Source organism: Arcanobacterium phocisimile (assembly GCF_016904675.1).
GTDB lineage: Bacteria > Actinomycetota > Actinomycetes > Actinomycetales > Actinomycetaceae > Arcanobacterium > Arcanobacterium phocisimile.
The window spans coordinates 724793-742729 of the sequence record NZ_CP070228.1 but is presented as its reverse complement, the minus strand read 5'-3'; the positions used below and the strand labels follow the sequence as shown (position 1 = coordinate 742729).

The 17937-nt window shown below is 52.5% G+C and carries 16 protein-coding genes; 5 read left to right on the top strand and 11 right to left on the bottom strand.

Going from position 1 to position 17937, the window contains the following annotated elements; genetic code table 11:
- Positions 1-10 precede the first annotated feature (10 nt).
- From ftsL to dinB, 5 genes are all read right to left on the bottom strand, one after another.
- The gene (gene ftsL, locus JTE88_RS03280; RefSeq protein WP_204425359.1) at positions 11-409 is read right to left on the bottom strand and encodes a cell division protein FtsL; all 399 of its coding nucleotides are present in this window, start codon (positions 407-409) and stop codon (positions 11-13) included.
- Positions 406-1416, bottom strand: a complete 1011-nt coding sequence (gene rsmH, locus JTE88_RS03275) for a 16S rRNA (cytosine(1402)-N(4))-methyltransferase RsmH (protein ID WP_204425358.1) — start codon at positions 1414-1416, stop codon at positions 406-408. The genes ftsL and rsmH overlap by 4 nt, the downstream gene beginning before the upstream one ends.
- Before the next feature lie 112 nt (positions 1417-1528).
- Positions 1529-1960, bottom strand: coding sequence for a division/cell wall cluster transcriptional repressor MraZ (gene mraZ, locus JTE88_RS03270; RefSeq protein WP_204425357.1), 432 nt, complete (start codon positions 1958-1960; stop codon positions 1529-1531).
- Positions 1961-2296: 336 nt separating this feature from the next.
- Positions 2297-2686 (bottom strand): DUF3040 domain-containing protein, encoded by a 390-nt coding sequence (locus tag JTE88_RS03265; RefSeq protein ID WP_204425356.1) that lies wholly within the window; start codon positions 2684-2686, stop codon positions 2297-2299.
- Between the two features lie 71 nt (positions 2687-2757).
- A complete protein-coding gene (gene dinB / locus JTE88_RS03260) occupies positions 2758-3990 on the bottom strand; it encodes a DNA polymerase IV (RefSeq protein ID WP_204425355.1) in 1233 nt (410 codons plus the stop codon).
- Between the two features lie 66 nt (positions 3991-4056).
- Here dinB and JTE88_RS03255 point away from each other — a divergent pair, with 66 nt between their 5' ends.
- Positions 4057-4884, top strand: a complete 828-nt coding sequence (locus JTE88_RS03255) for a spermidine synthase (protein WP_204425354.1) — start codon at positions 4057-4059, stop codon at positions 4882-4884.
- Here JTE88_RS03255 and JTE88_RS03250 read toward each other — a convergent pair.
- Positions 4856-5875 (bottom strand): PAC2 family protein, encoded by a 1020-nt coding sequence (locus JTE88_RS03250; RefSeq protein WP_204425353.1) that lies wholly within the window; start codon positions 5873-5875, stop codon positions 4856-4858. The genes JTE88_RS03255 and JTE88_RS03250 overlap by 29 nt on opposite strands.
- Before the next feature lie 168 nt (positions 5876-6043).
- Between JTE88_RS03250 and JTE88_RS03245 the strand changes: the two genes are divergently transcribed.
- Positions 6044-8299, top strand: a complete 2256-nt coding sequence (locus tag JTE88_RS03245; RefSeq protein WP_204425351.1) for a HelD family protein — start codon at positions 6044-6046, stop codon at positions 8297-8299.
- 102 nt (positions 8300-8401) lie between these two features.
- Positions 8402-10522, top strand: a complete 2121-nt coding sequence (locus tag JTE88_RS03240; RefSeq protein ID WP_204425349.1) for an AMP-binding protein — start codon at positions 8402-8404, stop codon at positions 10520-10522.
- Between the two features lie 131 nt (positions 10523-10653).
- Here JTE88_RS03240 and nrdR read toward each other — a convergent pair whose 3' ends face one another.
- Entirely contained in the window at positions 10654-11103 is a 450-nt protein-coding gene (gene nrdR / locus JTE88_RS03235; protein ID WP_204425348.1) for a transcriptional regulator NrdR, read from the bottom strand.
- 49 nt (positions 11104-11152) lie between these two features.
- On the bottom strand, positions 11153-11758 hold the full coding sequence (locus JTE88_RS03230) for a LysM peptidoglycan-binding domain-containing protein (RefSeq protein ID WP_204425347.1): 606 nt from the start codon (positions 11756-11758) through the stop codon (positions 11153-11155).
- A 164-nt stretch (positions 11759-11922) separates the two neighbouring features.
- On the opposite strand from JTE88_RS03230, the gene lexA reads away from it, so the two are divergent.
- Positions 11923-12744, top strand: coding sequence for a transcriptional repressor LexA (lexA, locus tag JTE88_RS03225; RefSeq protein WP_239519555.1), 822 nt, complete (start codon positions 11923-11925; stop codon positions 12742-12744).
- Positions 12745-12861: 117 nt separating this feature from the next.
- Here lexA and JTE88_RS03220 read toward each other — a convergent pair whose 3' ends face one another.
- Entirely contained in the window at positions 12862-14796 is a 1935-nt protein-coding gene (locus tag JTE88_RS03220; protein WP_239519554.1) for an ATP-dependent DNA helicase, read from the bottom strand.
- Positions 14789-16297 (bottom strand): GTPase HflX, encoded by a 1509-nt coding sequence (gene hflX / locus JTE88_RS03215; protein ID WP_420826938.1) that lies wholly within the window; start codon positions 16295-16297, stop codon positions 14789-14791. Before hflX ends, JTE88_RS03220 begins: the two co-directional genes overlap by 8 nt.
- A gap of 46 nt (positions 16298-16343) precedes the next feature.
- Here hflX and JTE88_RS03210 point away from each other — a divergent pair, with 46 nt between their 5' ends.
- On the top strand, positions 16344-17030 hold the full coding sequence (locus JTE88_RS03210; protein ID WP_239519553.1) for a class I SAM-dependent methyltransferase: 687 nt from the start codon (positions 16344-16346) through the stop codon (positions 17028-17030).
- On the opposite strand, the gene miaA is transcribed toward JTE88_RS03210, so the two are convergent.
- Complete coding sequence (miaA, locus tag JTE88_RS03205; RefSeq protein WP_204425346.1) at positions 16996-17937, bottom strand: tRNA (adenosine(37)-N6)-dimethylallyltransferase MiaA; 942 nt, start codon at positions 17935-17937, stop codon at positions 16996-16998. The two genes, JTE88_RS03210 and miaA, sit on opposite strands and share 35 nt — an antisense overlap.

Genomic DNA, 17937 nt, shown 5'->3' with positions numbered 1-17937 from the left:
CCTGACTAACTTAATCGTTGCGAACTTGTGGTGTGGAAACTAAACCTGCCTCTACATCGATATATAGCATATCGGCTGCTGGCACCATTCCCAGACTTTCAGCGGCGTTTCGAAGGTGATTCGGAGACGTGTTAATAATAACTTCGCTCTTTAACGTTGCTGCACGGGCCGAAATCTCATTGTTTTCAACAGCAATATCTTTTAGCTCATAAGCACCCGCCACCATAAGGGTATTCAGATAAAACGCTGCGGCCAACGCTCCTAAAAACAAGGTTGCACAAATGACGACGGTGCCAATGAACCCACGAGCAGTGGCCGGTGTAGGCACTACTTGCAGACCTGGAGTGTCAATGACCGGACGCGAGGACTGCGAAAAGTTAAGCTTTCGTGCTTGCGATAGGGCACTCATGAGGCACTTCCTTGACGACGATATGGCTGGCTAATATGGGACGGGGTAGGGCGAAGACGTTCAACTGCTCGTAGACGTACGGACGCTGAGCGTGGGTTCTGCTCTTGTTCGTGCCTGTCAGCCTTCTGCGCTCCGCGCGTCAAACTCTTGAGATATGGGGCATGATCATCAAGCTCTATCGGTAGTCCTGGTGGCGAGGTAGACACCAAACCGGTATTCAACGCATCTTTAACGATTCGATCTTCCAGCGATTGGTATGACTCAATAGCTAAGCGCCCGCCAACCCTTATTGCTTCGATGGCTCGTGGAACCGCTGCCTCAAGGACGGCAAGCTCATTGTTGACTGCAATGCGTAAAGCTTGGAAAGTTCGCTTTGACGGGTTTCCACCTTTGCGACGAGCTGGGGCTGGGATTGTTTCTCGCACGAGATCAGCCAACTGACCGGTACGCTCGATAGGTTGCATTTCACGTTGCCTGATGATCTCCCGTGCAATCGGCGAAGCGAATTTTTCCTCACCATACACTCGTAAGACCCGAGTGAGTTCTGCGTGCGAAAGTTCGGCGAGCAATTGAGCTGCCGTCTCGCCGCGAGAGGTATCCATCCGCATATCAAGCGGAGCATCATGCGAGTAGGAAAAACCACGATCGGTTTCATCTAATTGTAAAGAAGAAACTCCCAGGTCCATCAAGATAGCATCAACCTGACCGTCATGCCCGAATTGTGCCGCGACTTGATCGACGTCGTCATAGGTGGTGTGAACTGCAGTAAAACGCTCACCAAACTGACTCAAACGTTCACTAGCTAGAGAGATCGCTTGCGCGTCACGATCAATACCTACCACCTTGAGCTTTGGAAAAGCAGTTAAGAACGCTTCGGAGTGGCCTCCCATACCCAACGTACAATCGATGAGCACTGCTTCATCCTGAAGTGCCGGCGTTAACAAATCAATAATCGGTTGCAGTAAAACAGGAACGTGTAATGCGTTGTTGTGCGCACTTAATGACATAACACATTCCTTCCTTTTGAGTCAGATACTTGTGTGCATTAGTGGTCCCCCGCCAATTGCCTGAAATTGGGGAAGTATCTCAGGAGAATTGGAGAAGGGCCACTAACTCACATCAGAAGATTCCAGGGATGAGCTCTTCTTCGCGATCAGCAAATTCGTCTTCGCTTGTTGCAAGGAAGGACTCCCAGGCTTGGGCGTCCCAAATTTCAACATGGTCACCAGATCCAATGACAGCGAGGTCACGCTCCAATCCTGCATAACCGCGTAACGCGGCAGGTAAGGTAATGCGACCTTGCTTATCAGGAACCTGATCATTAGCTCCAGAGAGAAACACTCGCGTGTACGTACGTGCTTCTTTCGATGTCATCGGAGCCTGACGCAACCGTTCCAAGATGTTTTCGAATTCTGCGAAAGGGAAAACATATAGACAGTGCTCTTGACCGCGGGTGACAACGAGACCATTTGCCAATTGATCACGAAATTTTGCCGGGAGGATCAAACGCCCCTTGTCGTCGAGCCGTGGCTCATAGGTGCCAAGAAACATTTTTCACCCCCTTTTCTTCCATTGGCTCCACTTTACCCCAAAACCCACCACTTATGTTACCGAAACGCAAAATCACTCCGATTTTTGATTGGATTTTAGAGGAAAAATAAGTGGAGTGAAAAACGTTATAGATATTACATTTGTCCCTTTAGCGAATAAGAAATGACGAAAATAAGCATGACTGAGCGCTAGACAAAGCGATAGTGGGGCAAAGTGGAGCACTGCGCACACACAACAAAAAGCAGTGAGAGCTGGAACATGACGTTCCAGCTCTCACTGCATAACTTGTTATTTCGCGTTCACATAGTTGCTACCCGCAAATGGCTAGGGTCCGCTTTATCGGCCGCCTTCTTCACGGCGTTGCTCGAAAGCACGCTTTTGACGTTCCATAAAACTTTCCACTGTGGGTGGAGCTGCCTTCGCAGGCCTTCTCCCAGGTTCAGCCGAAACTCGGGACATTCCACCAAGGATGTACATCAGACCAAACCACACAATGACCGCTCCAACAACACCAATAATAATCATTTCAGTAGCAACACCAGTTGCAACTACACCTAAACCCGCCACTGCTGCGATGAGACCAAGAACCACGTGTCGGACGGATAGTGCCAGGCGCGTTTGTTCGACATCATCCGACGCCAGCGATGTGGCCAACTGCGGATCTTCGCCTTTTAATTGCGCTTCAAGCTGTTCCAACATATTGCGCTCGTAGTCTGATAGAGCCATGAATGGTTCCCTCCTTCGACGGTTATACCCTCACAATACCCGAACTGAGCTAAGTATCAAATAGCGAAGCATCAATTAACAGGCGGTTGGCGACGTTCCGTTTCAAGCAAAGACCCATGCTGTAAAATTTCGCCGCCAAACTTTTGCCTAATCTCATCCATCGTCTCTTCCGCACGCGAGCGCCGGCCGTCATCATCCAACGCCAACTGGACTCCTTGTGCCGAACGTGAAAGTTGCCCTACTCGCACTCCTAACAATCGAATCCCCATACCTGACGCAGGGAGCTGGTCAAAGAGGTTTCGCGCCGCATCATAGATATCGGCACCGGTGTTTGTTGGGGCACCGAGGGTAACTGAACGGGTAATAGTAGAGAAATCGGTGTATCGAACTTTAATCGAGACAGTACGTCCGAAAAACTCGTTCGCTCGTAACCGCCGGGCAACATCATGGGCTTGATCTAACATCATTTTCCACGCAGCTGGCGGATCATCAATAGGATCGAAGAATGTGTGCTCTTTCGAGATAGATTTTTCTTCGCGGTAGGGCTGGACTCGCCTCTCATCTCTCCCGATTGCTAAATCGTAAATATGGTTCCCGTGCGCTTGACCGAGAATTGCCACTAGTCGTGGCCGACCGAGAGCAACAATATCTGCTACGTCGACAATACCTTTTTTCTCAAGCGTTTCACGGGTCTTATCCCCTACTCCCCACAGTGCTCCTACAGGCAGCGCATGTAAGAAATCTGTTGTGCGTTCTTGCGGGATTAAAAGTAGCCCGTCGGGTTTGGCATGGGCGGAAGCAACCTTGGCGACGTGTTTGGTGCTGGCGATTCCGATGGATGCAGCCAACCCTTCGGTTGAGCGGATATGTTCGCGGATACGTTGGGCAATCTGCATTGGAGTTCCGAATAGTTTTCGTGCACCGGCGACGTCGAGAAAGGCTTCGTCGACGGAGAGCTGTTCGACGAGCGGAGTTATGGAGCGTAAGTAGTCCATAATACGGCGTGAAACTTCGGAGTACTTGTGGTGTTGAGCGGGCAAAATGATCAGCTGTGGGCAACACCTCCGAGCTTGGGCAACCGGCATTGCCGAGTTCACGCCGAAGGTACGTGCTTCGTATGACGCTGCAGAGATAACGCCGCGTTCTTGCCCACCAACTGCGACAGGTTTTCCCACAAGTTCGGGGCGTTCAAGTAATTCGACGGCGACGAAGAAGGCGTCCATATCCATGTGGAGAATTGGGGTATGAGAATCATCGTCACCCCAAAATCGCCGAGCGGCTGTTGAGCGGGGTGCGCGCGACATCGTGTCTCCTTCATCGTTTCTTCACTATCTTTAGCGTAGCGTGGCTCACCCCGATATGCTATGGGGATGGCTCGAAGAACACGGATTGACACTTTCGACACTGCTAGTTCAACAATACGTATCGATACACGTGAGAATCTTCGCACGCTGTTTATCGATGACGCCGAATCGTCAGCTATCGATTTATCGGATCCTACCCACCTCGAGTTCGAATATATGCAACATATTCGAGTGGCGGTCGATGCAAGTTTCCCGGGTAATGGTGGCCTGCGCGTATTGCATTTAGGTGGGGCTGGTTGTGCGCTCGCCCGTTGTTTTGCCGCGTTGCGTCCGCGTTCACGTCAGTTAGCTATTGAAATCGATCCGGAGCTGGCAACGATTGCTCGCGCCCATTTCGATCTGCCTGCTTCGCCAGCGCTTCGGATCCGCACCCAAGATGCGCGAACTACCCTGGATACAAATTCGGGGAAATGGCAGGTGATTGTGCGCGATACGTTTATGGACGGGGTTATCCCCCAGCATATGGCAACCGTGGAAGCTTATATACAAGCTGCTCGATTGCTTGCCGAGGACGGGATCTACTGCGTCAATATCGCAGATCGGCAGATACTGCCCTCGCTATATCGCGAGGTTGGTGCAGCTAGTGGGTCCTTCGCTCATCTGGCCGCTATTACCGATCCAGCGATTATGAAGAAACGCCGCTATGGCAACGTCATACTGTTAGCTTCACACAGCCCGATCGCACACGATGATATCAACCGTGCGTTACGCAAATTACCGATGCCAGCCCAGGTTGTCTCCGGGGAAAGTCTCCTGCGGCAAAGTAACGGATACACGCCGCTGACAGATCAAGGCATAGGCTGGCCTAGTTCTCCGGATCCTGCTTCCGATTAAATAGCTGCGCTAACGAATTCTTCAGATGCGTACGTAGATCGTGAACGTCGCCGTCTTTCGACTTGGTCTTTGCTACCGGCTCTGGCTCTGATTTCGCGCCTTCGAGCGGGTTGGAGTTTTGCATTGCAAGAAACTTTTCCACGACCGCGCCGATTTCTTCCGACGTCGGCAACGGACCGGCGTCGTCATGGGCCGTGACGAACCCTTCTTCAGACGAATCGTAGCCGGTCTCGAACTGTTCAACCATGGCAGAGAACTGCGAATCCTGTTCAGCTATTGCCGCTAGCTCAACACTTTGCTGGTCTTCATGCTGTTCGAGATCGCCCAGTGGAATTGTTGGCCCGCCCAAAGCCGCAAGCTGGCGGACCACCGCGAGCGCGCCTGAAAAGAATGGCATATCCGAACGTGACATATACAGCGGAACGCGTACTCGGATGTTTGTTGCAGCGTGCCCTGACTGCCCTAGATGAAACTCAAGATAGTCAGCTAACGACGCTGGGTGGCTAGCTTGTCCATAAACCACGTCAGAGTTCTCTACCTTCTGTGTGGTGCGAATGAGCATATCGGCTGCTCGAGTGTGCGGAACTGGAGCTGGCATGCCGTGGATCGAAAAGACTTTCTCTACGCCGAAACGCTCGATAATCTCAATGATATCTGCCGTTAACCGAGGCCAATGGAAATCTGGTTCAGTTCCATGCAAGAACAAGAACGATTCGCCACGGACGTCAGTGACTAAATCGAGTTCCATGCTTGGCTCAGCACTTGAGGCAAGTTGGCCGTCAACATAGGTCACGATCGGTCGCTGAGCTCGGTAGTCGTAGAGCGGATCGGAATCGAAGGACAGCACCTCAACTGAATCTAAAAGATCTATACAGGCGTTCACGGCCTGCCCGATAGCACCGGGATCGACAAGGTGATCGACAAGACCGATAACAAGAGTTGGAACTTTGAGTTCTCCAAGTTGTTCTGGGTATATCGCGTAATTCGTCATCTCTCCCCCTGGCAAGCTATTGTATGCCTCTACCTTAAATCATGGAGGGCTTCGATGTCTGTATTGAATAATGAGAACCACATTTCATGATCTGCACTTAGCTATGCTTTCATCCGTGAAATAGGGAATAATTATGGAACTCAGTTTCTCAAGCGAAGGGCATAAGTGATGGCTGAAACCTCAGAACAGAATGCACAATCCAGGGCGATTGCTGAAGAACAAGAGTTCGTTTCTTATGCTTACCAAGCACTCGATAAGCAACGCCAGTACTACGATGAGCAACTGAGGAAAGTACGTGCGCAAGGCGGGCGCGGCACCCCGGGCCAAGTCTCTGAACGCGATTCGTTCGCTACACATTACGAGGACAATCTTGCTCGACTACGCAATGTCGAAAATCGATTGGTTTTAGGCCGTCTCGATTCTCAAGACGGCGCAGTCCACCATATCGGTCGCACCACATTACGCGATGTGAATAATGATATTGTGCTCACAGACTGGCGCGCTCCCCAATCAGAGCCATTTTATCAAGCAACCGCCGCACATCCGGGCAATGTTCGCCGTCGTCGACATATCCAAACAAGGCTACGTGAGGTGATTGGCGTCGAAGACGAACTCTTAACTGATTCCGGTGAACAATCAGACGACCTTAACCTCACTGGTGAAGGCGCACTGTTCGCAGCAATGAGTAAAGCCCGCGACGGACGTATGGGCGATATTGTCGCCACAATACAAACAGAACAAGACCGTATTATCCGCTCTGACATTAACGGAATTATGGTTGTCCAAGGCGGTCCAGGAACTGGGAAAACCGCAGTAGCATTGCACCGTGCGGCCTACTTGCTCTATACCTATCGTGAACGTCTGGCCCGGTCTGGAGTGTTGATCATTGGCCCGTCGCCAATTTTCTTGCGATACATTGATCAGGTTCTACCCGCATTGGGTGAATCCGACGTAGTTTCGACGACGGTGGAGGATCTACTCCCCGGCGTGCGCGTAACAGCACACGAGGACGCTCGCGTAGCCGAGCTGAAAGGGGACCGACGTTGGGTAACGTTTGCCGAACGCGCCATCACACGGATCGTGGAAAAACCACGTCGTAGCACTGCCTCGATCACCGTCAATGGCAAGAAACTCCATCTCACACCGAAGATGGTTGAAGCTGCCCAACGCCGGGCCCGGCGAAGCCAAAAAGCACACAACCAGGCACGCGAGGTGTATGCGAAATATTTGGTGGAACGGCTGGCTGAACAGTTAGCCGATGCGTTAGAGATCGACTTGTCGAATAACGACTTCCTCTATGGCGATATTGTGGAATCGATTGATGCCCGTCGGGAAATTAATCTTCATTGGCTACCTTCTTCAGCAACCACGCTCCTAACGCGTATCTATCACTATCCTGAGTTACTGGCACGAATCGCACCGGAGCTGACCGAAGAAGAACGTCAGTTGTTGCGCCGGGACCGTAACTCCGGGTTCACCCGCGCCGACATTCCCATTCTTGATGAACTAGCTGAGCATCTTGGCGAGTTCAGTTCGGATGCGGAACTCGCCCAAGAACGTGCCGTGAACGAACAACGTCGTCGTCACGATTCCTATGTGTCTGAAACCATGGATGCAATGGGTTTAGGCGAAGGCATTGTCAACGCCGGAGATGTCGCTGATCGTCTTTACGGCGATCGCTCAGCTGACTCGCTTGCGGATCGAGCCGCCGCCGACCGCGCATGGACCTACGGGCATGTTGTGGTTGACGAAGCTCAAGAACTATCTGATATGCAGTGGCGGATGATTGCTCGACGCAATCCAGCACGCTCGATGACTATCGTCGGGGACGTCGACCAGCGCCCTGACGGTGCTCCAGCAGGCGGATGGAAGCAAGCTCTCGGAGCCCTCGGTGAGTTCACCCGGATTGACGAACTGACGATGTCCTACCGCACCCCATCGTCGTTGCTAGAGCGAGCCGCGAACGTTATGACGCATATCGGCCATCCCGTTCGCCCTATCAGAGCCGTCCGGGATCTACCTGATACCTACGGCTACGACGAAACAACAGCAGAACAGCTCAACGACACGCTGGTCAAACGCATCGCCGTTGAATCAGCTCGTTTGGATGCTGAATATGGCACCAACCACGGGACTTTGGCGGTGATAGTCCCAACTAGCATGCGTTCAACTGCCGGTTCTGCTATCACCAACCATCCTGATCTCGCTCAATGGTCCATTGACTCGTCAGGCACCGACGTCAGCCAACGTATCCACGTCATGACCGCCCGTCAATCGAAAGGCCTTGAGTTCGACACGATAGTCCTAGTCAATCCATTGTCTCTTGGCGACGAGGGCCCGGGCGATCTGTATGTCGCCATGACGCGAGCAACACGAAGAATGGCTGTGGTTTCTGATGCCCACCTGCCTGAAGCGTTGCGCTAAACACACATAAAAATAGAACTTCACACACAACTTACGGTCTGGTAAGTTTACAGATGAAAGTAGTTCGTTATCCACTCACAACCACATTGAAGGAGCACGGATATGACAACCCCGCCGCGTGGCACAGAACACTACCCTGAAGGTGTCAGCACCACAGTCTCGATTCCAGATTTCACTATGGAACAGATGCTTGTTGAGGCCATTGCGGATTTTCCGAAGAGAGTTGCAATTGATTTTCTTGGTCGTGAATGGACATACGAGGAAATCGGCGCAGATGTTCAGCGTGCGATTACTGTTTTGAAAATGTGTGGCGTACGCGAGGGCGACGTCGTTTCAGTTATTCAACCCAACTGCCCGCAGCATTTCACTGCTTTCTATGCCATTATCGCTTTAGGAGCCACGGTTGCGGAACATAATCCGCTAGCACCTGTCGCGCAACTCAACCGGGAGATTGACCTTGTTGGCTCTAAAGTTGTCATTGCCTGGGAACAGACTATCGAAAAAATGCTTGCCGACGGCGATTTCCGCGGACGGACTTACCTATCAGTCAATCTTGTTAAATCTTTACCTACCAAATCGCAGCTACTGTTGAAGCTACCGATTAAGGCAGCTCGCGAGCAACGTGCAAAACTACGAGGAAAAGTACCTGCGGGCGTACACTCGTGGGACAATCAAGTTCGTTATGCCGATCCTTCGGATATCGCTAGTGCATCACATGTCACGCAAGATGCGATCGCAGTTTTACTACAAACTGGTGGAACAACTGGCGTTTCAAAAGCGGTTAAACTTTCGCATCGCAACATTATTGCAAACGCGAAGCAAAACGAAATGTGGCTCAATGGATTTAAACGTGGCGATGAGACGGTAGCTGCTATTTTGCCGTTCTTCCATGCGTTCGGCCTTCAACTATCGTTGAGCTTATGCGTCAATTCTGCGACAACGATTGTGATGACGCCTTCCTTTGATGTCGATATTCTACTCGCTGGGCATGCCCGCCATCCGATTACTTTCTTCGGTGGTGTCCCGCCAATGTATAAGAAGATTTTGGACGCGCTGGATTCGGGCAAAAAGGCCGATCTTTCGACGATTCGCTTCTCAGTTTCTGGCGCAATGGCATTAGACCCCCAACTAGCCACACGCTGGGAGAAAGCCACAGGGGGCTATCTCATCGAAGGTTACGGCATGAGTGAAGCATCCCCGGTTATTGCAGCTTCCCCGGTTGCTCCGACACGGCGACCCTCCACTTTAGGCGTTCCATTTCCAGGTACCGAAGTCAAAATAGTTGATCCAGATGACCCTTCCCGCGAGTTCACCGAGGACGGTCAAGTCGGTGAGATTTGCGCTCGTGGACCGCAGGTTTTCCAAGGTTACTTAGGCAACGATGAAGAAACCGCCTACGCACTGCTAGAGGGGGGCTGGCTTCGCACTGGCGATCTCGGGAAGTGGGATAACGGTTTCATTGTGATGGCTGACCGGCGGAAGGAAATGATCATCAATGGTGGCTTTAACGTCTACCCATCACAAGTTGAAGAGGCCGTCCGCCAAATGCCGGGCGTCGTTGACGTAGCCGTAGTAGGAATGCCTACTGACTCATTTTCGGAATCCGTTGTCGCAGCTCTCGTGCTGGAACCGGGTTCGAAGGTTGATTTGGAAGCTGTTCGTAGGTGGACTGAAGACAAACTTTCGCATTACGCAATGCCGAAGTCGATTGCCATTCTCGATGAGCTGCCGCGATCGCAGATCGGTAAAGTGATGCGTCGCTCGGTCCGGGAAAAACTAGCTTCGTTCGAGTTGAGTTCGGGTCAGTGGCGGGAGAAGATTTCCGAAGTTTCGGCATCTGCATCTTCGATGGTTGATGACTATCTGGCAAGTCTGCGCGATCGTACTGAGGCTTCTCGTGAAGATTGGAAGGTGTGGACGGAGCAAAATGCTGAGAAATTTGAGGCTTTCCGTGCACGCATGGCCGATCAGCTCTCTCAGCTATCGGATCGGTCACAGATCGAAAAAGAGCTCGAAGTATCTGCAACCCAGTCCGGTCTTTCGATCGAGAACTTCAAGATGTGGTTAGCGCAGCAACGTGAGGGCATTGACGGATTTTTCGCTTCAAAAGGAACAACAACACAGAGCGAGAAACCTGCACCAGCTGATGAGCCGGAACACGACCGCAATACCGAAGCAGACGGTTCAACAGATGATTCTTCAGATGGTCCGACCAACAAGTAGCTGACGTGCTGACGAAGTATCTATGAGTGTGGCCCAGATAGTTATCTGGGGCCACACTCATACTATTAATGACTAAACTGTGTCAGAAACTTGGACCATCTGAGACATTGGCAAAACTAAGTCGGATACAATCATTGCGCTTCTGCACGTAAATCGGCTATTGCCTCTTCGAAATCTTCGAGTGAGTCGAAGTTGGAATATACTGAGGCGAATCGAAGATAAGCAATTCGATCGAGGTTCCGCAGAGGATCAAGAATTTCGCGACCGATATCGTGTGCTTCGATTTGAGCGAGCCCCTGGGCACGGATGCTTTCTTCGACCTGTTGAGCCAGTACTGCCAACTGATCGTCAGTAACCGGCCTGCCTTGGCAGGCCTTTCCAACACCTGAGACGATCTTTTCACGTGAGAATGACTCTGAGGTTCCCGAGCGTTTCACAACCATCAGTGTTGCAGATTCAGACGTTGAAAAACGCCGTTTACAGTTGGGGCACTCACGACGGCGACGAATGATCATTCCGTCATCCGACGTTCGGGTATCTATGACGCGCGAATCAGCGTATCTGCAGAAAGGACAATGCATACAACAAGATTATCGCGATATTGCAAAGTTTTACAGTTTAAGAGACACCTTAGTATTGCGGAAGAACGATTTCTTGACCTGGAATGATTCGCTCACCCTCAATAGCGTTGAGAGCATAAATATCTGCCACTACTTGATCGGTTTCGATCGGTGCTTGCATTGACGAAGCGATGGACATAACTGTATCGCCTGGTTGGACCACGCGAACCGCTCCGGCACTGGGGAAAAGGCCGAGTGCTCCAACGACTAACACGCCAGCGATAACCGAACTTGCCATTAATCCAAGGAATCCCGCTACTGCTTTGAAATGCAATGAGACTATAACTTCCTTCAACTGCTGCCATCCCGATACGAGGTTACTGGCTAAGTCAGAACGGACGACCTCTTCTCGCTGATCTACAGAGCACTGACCTTGTTGGAGCCGCCATACGGCTCCAACTGCCCCGGCTGAACTAGCCGAAGGCGCTGTAGGTACAGCATAAAGCGCAGGAGCTCCGCTCGTACGGGGATGATCCGGACACACAAGACGAGGTTGACGAACAGCGGCCGATGTGGAGCGCAACTGATCAGCGCGCACAACTTTTAATTGCGGCTTCTTGACAGGCTGAGCACCAGCATTAACGGCTTCATAATTACGGATATCTGCTACCGACATGTTAGCCCCCTCGTTTTCCTATTCGAACATCTGTTCTAAGTGTAACGGATGTTCGAACGCTTGTCTAGAACACATGTTCGAACGCGTCCGAACATGTGTTTGATTCTTTCTTCCACCTGCATTAGGCTTGATATCAGTTAATCAACGAGCTCCCACACATTTTGATGTACACCCCCTATCGAGATGTCGTTAAAGCTCACCGCCAACACCAGCCAGCCGTACGTAGAATTGAGCCTGATATGCCACTGCCCTCATCACTTAGCGCCAGGCAACTCGCTATCGTTCAGGCCATGCGCGACCTGACTGCGCAACGTGGCTATTCACCCACAGTTCGTGAAATCGGTGAATATGTTGGTTTGAAATCGTCATCGTCGGTTAAGCACCAAATCGATGTTCTTATTAAAGCCGGTATCCTCACGTCCGATCGCGGCAGATCACGCACTTTGGAAATCACCGAACTCGGCATGCGGTTAGATACCGAAACTGGCACATTCAGTGGTTCCATTCTCGAAACTGGTTCTGGATCTACCCCGCGTACTCACCAAGTGTCTGATCCAACTAATTCGTTCTCCGAGCGCCAAACGGATATTGCGTCACCTTTCTCTGAACACAATACTGTCGCTGTTCCACTCGTTGGCCGGATTGCCGCCGGTGCACCAATTCTTGCCGAACAGCACGTCGAAGATACCTTCCCACTCCCCCGTCAGCTAACTGGATCGGGCGAACTCTTCATGCTCCAAGTCAGCGGGGATTCAATGATTGATGCAGCGATCTGTGATGGCGATTGGGTGGTTGTGCGCCGTCAGCCCAACGCTGAGCAAGGCGAAATCGTCGCTGCCATGATCGATGGCGAAGCAACCGTTAAAGTTTTGTCGCGTACAGATGGGCACCAGTGGCTACTCCCGCGCAACCCAGACTACGCACCTATCCCAGCAGATGATGCGCAAATTATTGGCCGCATCGTCACTGTGCTGCGTGCACTATAACAGTCGGAGACGCGCGCTATAAGGCCCGGCTACACTGGCTATTAAACCCGGCCACGCACCACGTTACACCTAGCGAACGCGTACAACCAACGCTCACGCAAACAACGGCCGCGCTCATCAGTCTTTTTTAGCGAGACGTTGTAACACCTCACGCACAATCATCGGATCCACCGTCGGCCACATTCGTGGCATTGAAGCAAGAAGAAAACCCGCATATCGCTTAGTTTTCAATCGCGGATCCAACACCGCTACTACCCCACGGTCAGAAGAACGACGCAATAACCGGCCAGCGCCCTGTGCCAACAACAACGCAGCTTGAGTCGCAGTAATGCTCATAAAACCACTACCGCCTGCTTGTTCCACCGCTTCCGTACGTGCCTGAGTCAACGGATCGTTAGGCCGCGGAAACGGAATCCTATCAATAATCACCAACCGGCACGTCCGGCCCGGAACATCAACACCTTGCCACAACGATAACGTGCCAAACAAGCATGCTCGCTCGTCGCCTGCAAAGCTAGCCACCAACGTCGACAGCTGATCTTCACCCTGCACAAAAATCGGAAGATCAACTCGCTCACGCACATACTCCGCCGCACGCACTGCCGCAGCCCGCGAAGTAAACAAACCCAGCGCCCCGCCGTCGGAAGCCAGAATCAACTCCGTAATCTCTTGCAACTGCTCGTCGCCATATCCCTCTTTACCAGGAATCGGCATATGCGCTGCAATATACAACACACCTTGCTTTTCCGGAGTGAACGGACTACCAACATCGACGCCCTCCCACGGGCCCTGGCTCGGGAACGACAGTCCAGCGCGACTCGCCATCGCATCGAATGAGCCGCCGATCTTCAACGTCGCCGATGTCAAAATCGTTGGCTGGTCTTCAAACAAATTATCAGCCAACGAATGCGCAACATCCAACGGCGCGATATACAGCGCAGACGTACCATCGCCATATTCGGCCTTCCACACCACCAGCTGATCGTTGCCAACCGCGTCACCCAACAAATCGCTGCACAGGTCATGGAGTTCACTCACTCGCGAGCGCAAAATATACTTCGCCGTTGCTTGCTCTTCGTTCAGATTCGATAACCCTGCAATATCCTCACCGGCCACCTGCAAACGGCCCGCGATTCGGGCAATAACGTCGAGTAGCTCTTGAGAAAGTTCAGTTAACCGCCCCTCTGGCAGCTCGGCAAGCAGTTCACTGAGCTCGTCCGTACAATCATCGAGTCCGGCATCATCCAAACCACTTCGTCGCATGAGACGTGCCACCGCCGCAATCTCATATTTGGAAAGCATACGCGTAAGCTGGGACGTCACTCGATCGGCAAGGTCATGAGCCTCGTCAACGATATATGCGTGGGCTTCAGGTAAAACAGGGAAACCAGTAGCAGCAACACCTAACATGGCATGGTTGGTGACGATCACTTGCGCGTCATCAGCCTTTTCCCGGGCAAGATACGGGAAGCAGCTTTGCCGCACAGGACATTTATCGCCGATACATTCGCGTTTAGGAACAGATACTTGTGCCCATGCCCGATCGGACACACCCGGCACCAAATCGTCACGATCGCCAGTGTCGGTGCTCATCGCCCATTCGCGCGCACGCATGACTTCTTCGCCGGTTGCAGTTGCCCCCACCTCGCCTTCGGCGCGCGACAGCAGTGTTCCTTCTTCCGGATATCCGCCAGTGGCTTTCCGCAAGCACACATAGTTGTGCCAGCCTTTAAGTAACGCTACTTCAACGTGTGTGCCGAGTTCTTTATGGATGACGTCTTTGACACGCGGCGCATCGTTGAGCATAATCTGGCGTTGGAGGGCCAAGGTTGCAGTGGAGATAATCGCTCGTTTGCCACTGGTTGCCGCCCACTGTAGCACCGGCACAAGATACCCGAAGGATTTACCAGTTCCGGTTCCCGCCTGAACTAGGAGGTGGCCTTGACTTTCCAGGGCTTCTGCGACCCGGTGAGCCATCTCGATTTGCCCTTCGCGTGCGCTACCACCAACCGATTCGACGACGCCGGAGAGTAGCCCTTCAAGGTCACTCACGTGGCATCAGTCCAGCCTCGTGTAATAAGCCGACGATTTCTTCAGTGACGTGCGCGTTGATGTGGGTGCCGTCCTCGGCGAATGTTTCAGCGAAAATTTCGCCGTCGTCGTGGATACGCGAAACGATGTCACCGCGTGAAAATGGCACGGTGACGTCGATTAAAATTTCTGGATGTGGCAGGAGCTGATCGATACGTTCGTTGAGTTCATCGATCCCCTCTCCGGTGACGGCCGAGACGAGAACAGATTTTGGGTATCGGCTACGTAACGTGGCAACATCGATGGGGTCTGCGAGGTCAGCCTTGGACAAGACGATAAGTTCGCGAACTGTATCAGCTCCGGGCACATCTGCTAAAACGGCGCGCACTGCCTGGATTTGGCTGACCGGATCGTGGTGGGAGGCATCGACGACGTGAAGCAAGAGATCTGCTGAACCAACTTCTTCAAGTGTGGAACGGAAAGCTTCGACGAGCTGGGTAGGCAAGTTCCGTACGAAGCCGACTGTATCGGTGAGGGTGTATTCGCGCCCGTCACGGGTTTGGGTACGTCGAACTGTAGGATCAAGGGTGGCAAACAGGGCGTTTTCTACCAGCACCCCGGCACCGGTGAGGGTGTTAAGCAACGAGGATTTTCCGGCGTTTGTATAACCGACAACGACGACGGCGGGCACGGAGTTTTTGGTACGTGAGGCACGCCGGGTGACACGTGCCGGTTCCATCGCTTTGATATCGGCACGTAGTTTCGCCATGCGGGTACGGATTCGGCGCCGATCCATTTCGAGCTGAGTTTCACCTGGTCCACGTGATCCGATACCAGCACCGCCTGCCACTCGCCCTCCGGCCTGGCGGGACATCGATTCACCCCATCCGCGTAGACGCGGCAAGAGGTATTCCAGCTGAGCAAGTTCGACTTGGGCTTTGCCTTCTTTTGATTTCGCGTGCTGGGCAAAGATGTCGAGGATAAGTGCGGTACGGTCAATGACTTTAACATTGACAACGTCTTCTAATGCGCGACGTTGGGAGGGAGCTAGTTCTGAATCAACGATGACGGTGTCCGCTCCGGTACTTTCGACGATAGCGGCGAGTTCTTTCGCTTTTCCAGAGCCGAGGTAGGTGGCCGGGTCTGGCAGTTGGCGTTTTTGGATCAAGCCATCAAGGACGGTCGAGCCGGCGGTTTCTGCCAGTGCAGCTAGTTCGCGTAGCGAGTCTTGGGCGCCTTCATAGGGCCCTTCTCGCCACAGGCCAACAAGTATGACGCGTTCGAGCCGTAGCTGGCGGTATTCGACGTCGACCTTGTCGTCGCGTTCGGTGGCCAAGCTGGTAACTCGGCGGAGTGAGGAGCGTTCTTCACGTTCGAAGGACTCGCCTGCCCACTGGCCGTCATAGGCTGGGTTTTCTTGAAGCGCGGTTCCTTCATAGGAACTCAGATCGACGTGTGCGCCGTTGGACGTGTCATTTTCGTGTTGTGTTGGCTGTGCTGCCTTTGGTTCAGAAATTGAAATCTCCTTTTGTAAAAATACGTATTCTTCATTATCTCACTTTCTGCCGGTGTACACAGCATGGACATCTATTCTTCGGCAACGTATCGTTGGATGGGTGAACGATCATTACTTTTCTGATTCTCCGCTTAGTGCTTCTGATCCGCGTACCCGTTCGTATTCAGCGTTGGGGCGCGAATGGTCTGCAACAACTGATGGCGGTGTTTTTTCCCCTTCTGGTTTGGATAAGGGCACGGCGGTTTTACTTCACAAGGTTCCGCTGGTCGAACTTGATGCGGGCGCGCTGGTTGCCGATATTGGTTGTGGCTGGGGTCCGATTACGCTGGGTCTGGCCTATAGCTATCCGCAGGCGCGGGTTGTGGCGTGTGACGTCAATGAGCGTGCACTGGATTTGACTGCACACAATGCTGCTGAGCAGGGTTTTTCAAACGTCGAGGTGAAGCTGGCTGATGAGCTTTCGGCTCAGTTGGATGCGGAGATTGCGGCTGGTCGACATGAAGGTATCGACTTGTTGTGGTCCAATCCGCCAATCAGGATCGGTAAGGCGGCGTTGCACGAGTTATTGCTGACATGGTTGGATAAGTTGTCCCCTACCGGCCAAGCGTTTTTGGTGGTTCAGAAGAATCTTGGTGCTGATCCGTTAGCGAATTGGCTCAACGAGCAGGGCTTCCCAACCGAAAAACTGGGTTCAGCGAAGGGCTTTAGAGTCCTGCACGTGCGTTCTCGATCAAACTAACAGCTTCGTGCGTGGCGCGGTCGAGGTGTTCGGGAGAGATATCTATCCAGTTGATCCGAGGATCTGGCCGGAACCAGGTGCGCTGTTTTTTCGCTAGGCGTCGCGTAAAGAATGCGACTTCTTCGGCAGCTTGTTCGATACTGATTTTCTTATCGACGACGTCGATTGCTTGCGCATACCCGGTTGCTTTGGATGCTGTGGGACTTTCGCGCAAACCGTGGTCAATAAGGACCAGAGTTTCTTCGACGAGGCCGTCATCAAACATGTTTCGTGCACGCTCAGCGATGGCCTGATCAAGTTGGGCTCGTTCGCGCCGCACACCGAGATGGATCGTATGTTGGTAGTGGCTGGTATGCCGCGGGAAGACCGGCGTATAGGATTTTCCGGTTAGCCGGACGACTTCTAATGCACGTATAACACGGCGGGGGTTTGCAAGATTAATGGTCTGCGCCGAAACCGGGTCTTTTTCAGTAAGTTCGGCTATCAGCGGCTCTAGCCCACGGGTTTCAGCGATTGATTCAAGCTCAGCACGAATCTCCGGATCGGTTCCAGGGAATTGGAGTTCATCAAGCAGGGCACTGACATACAGTCCTGATCCGCCAACAACGAGTGGTATTTTGCCGCGTTGTTGGATCTGCGCAATATTTTCCCGCGCATGTTCTTGATAGGCGGCAACGGACGCGGCTTGCGAGATCTCGAGGACGTCAAGCTGATGATGTTTGATTCCTTGGCGTTCTTCGCGGGTTATCTTTGCAGTTCCGATATCCATGCCTCGATAGAGTTGCATGGCGTCTGCGGAAATGATCTCAACTTTTTCGGGGCCGCCGAGCGCATAGGCGAGGCGGATAGACAGCGCAGTTTTTCCAGATGCTGTTGGCCCGACAAGAGCAATAACCGGCGATGACAT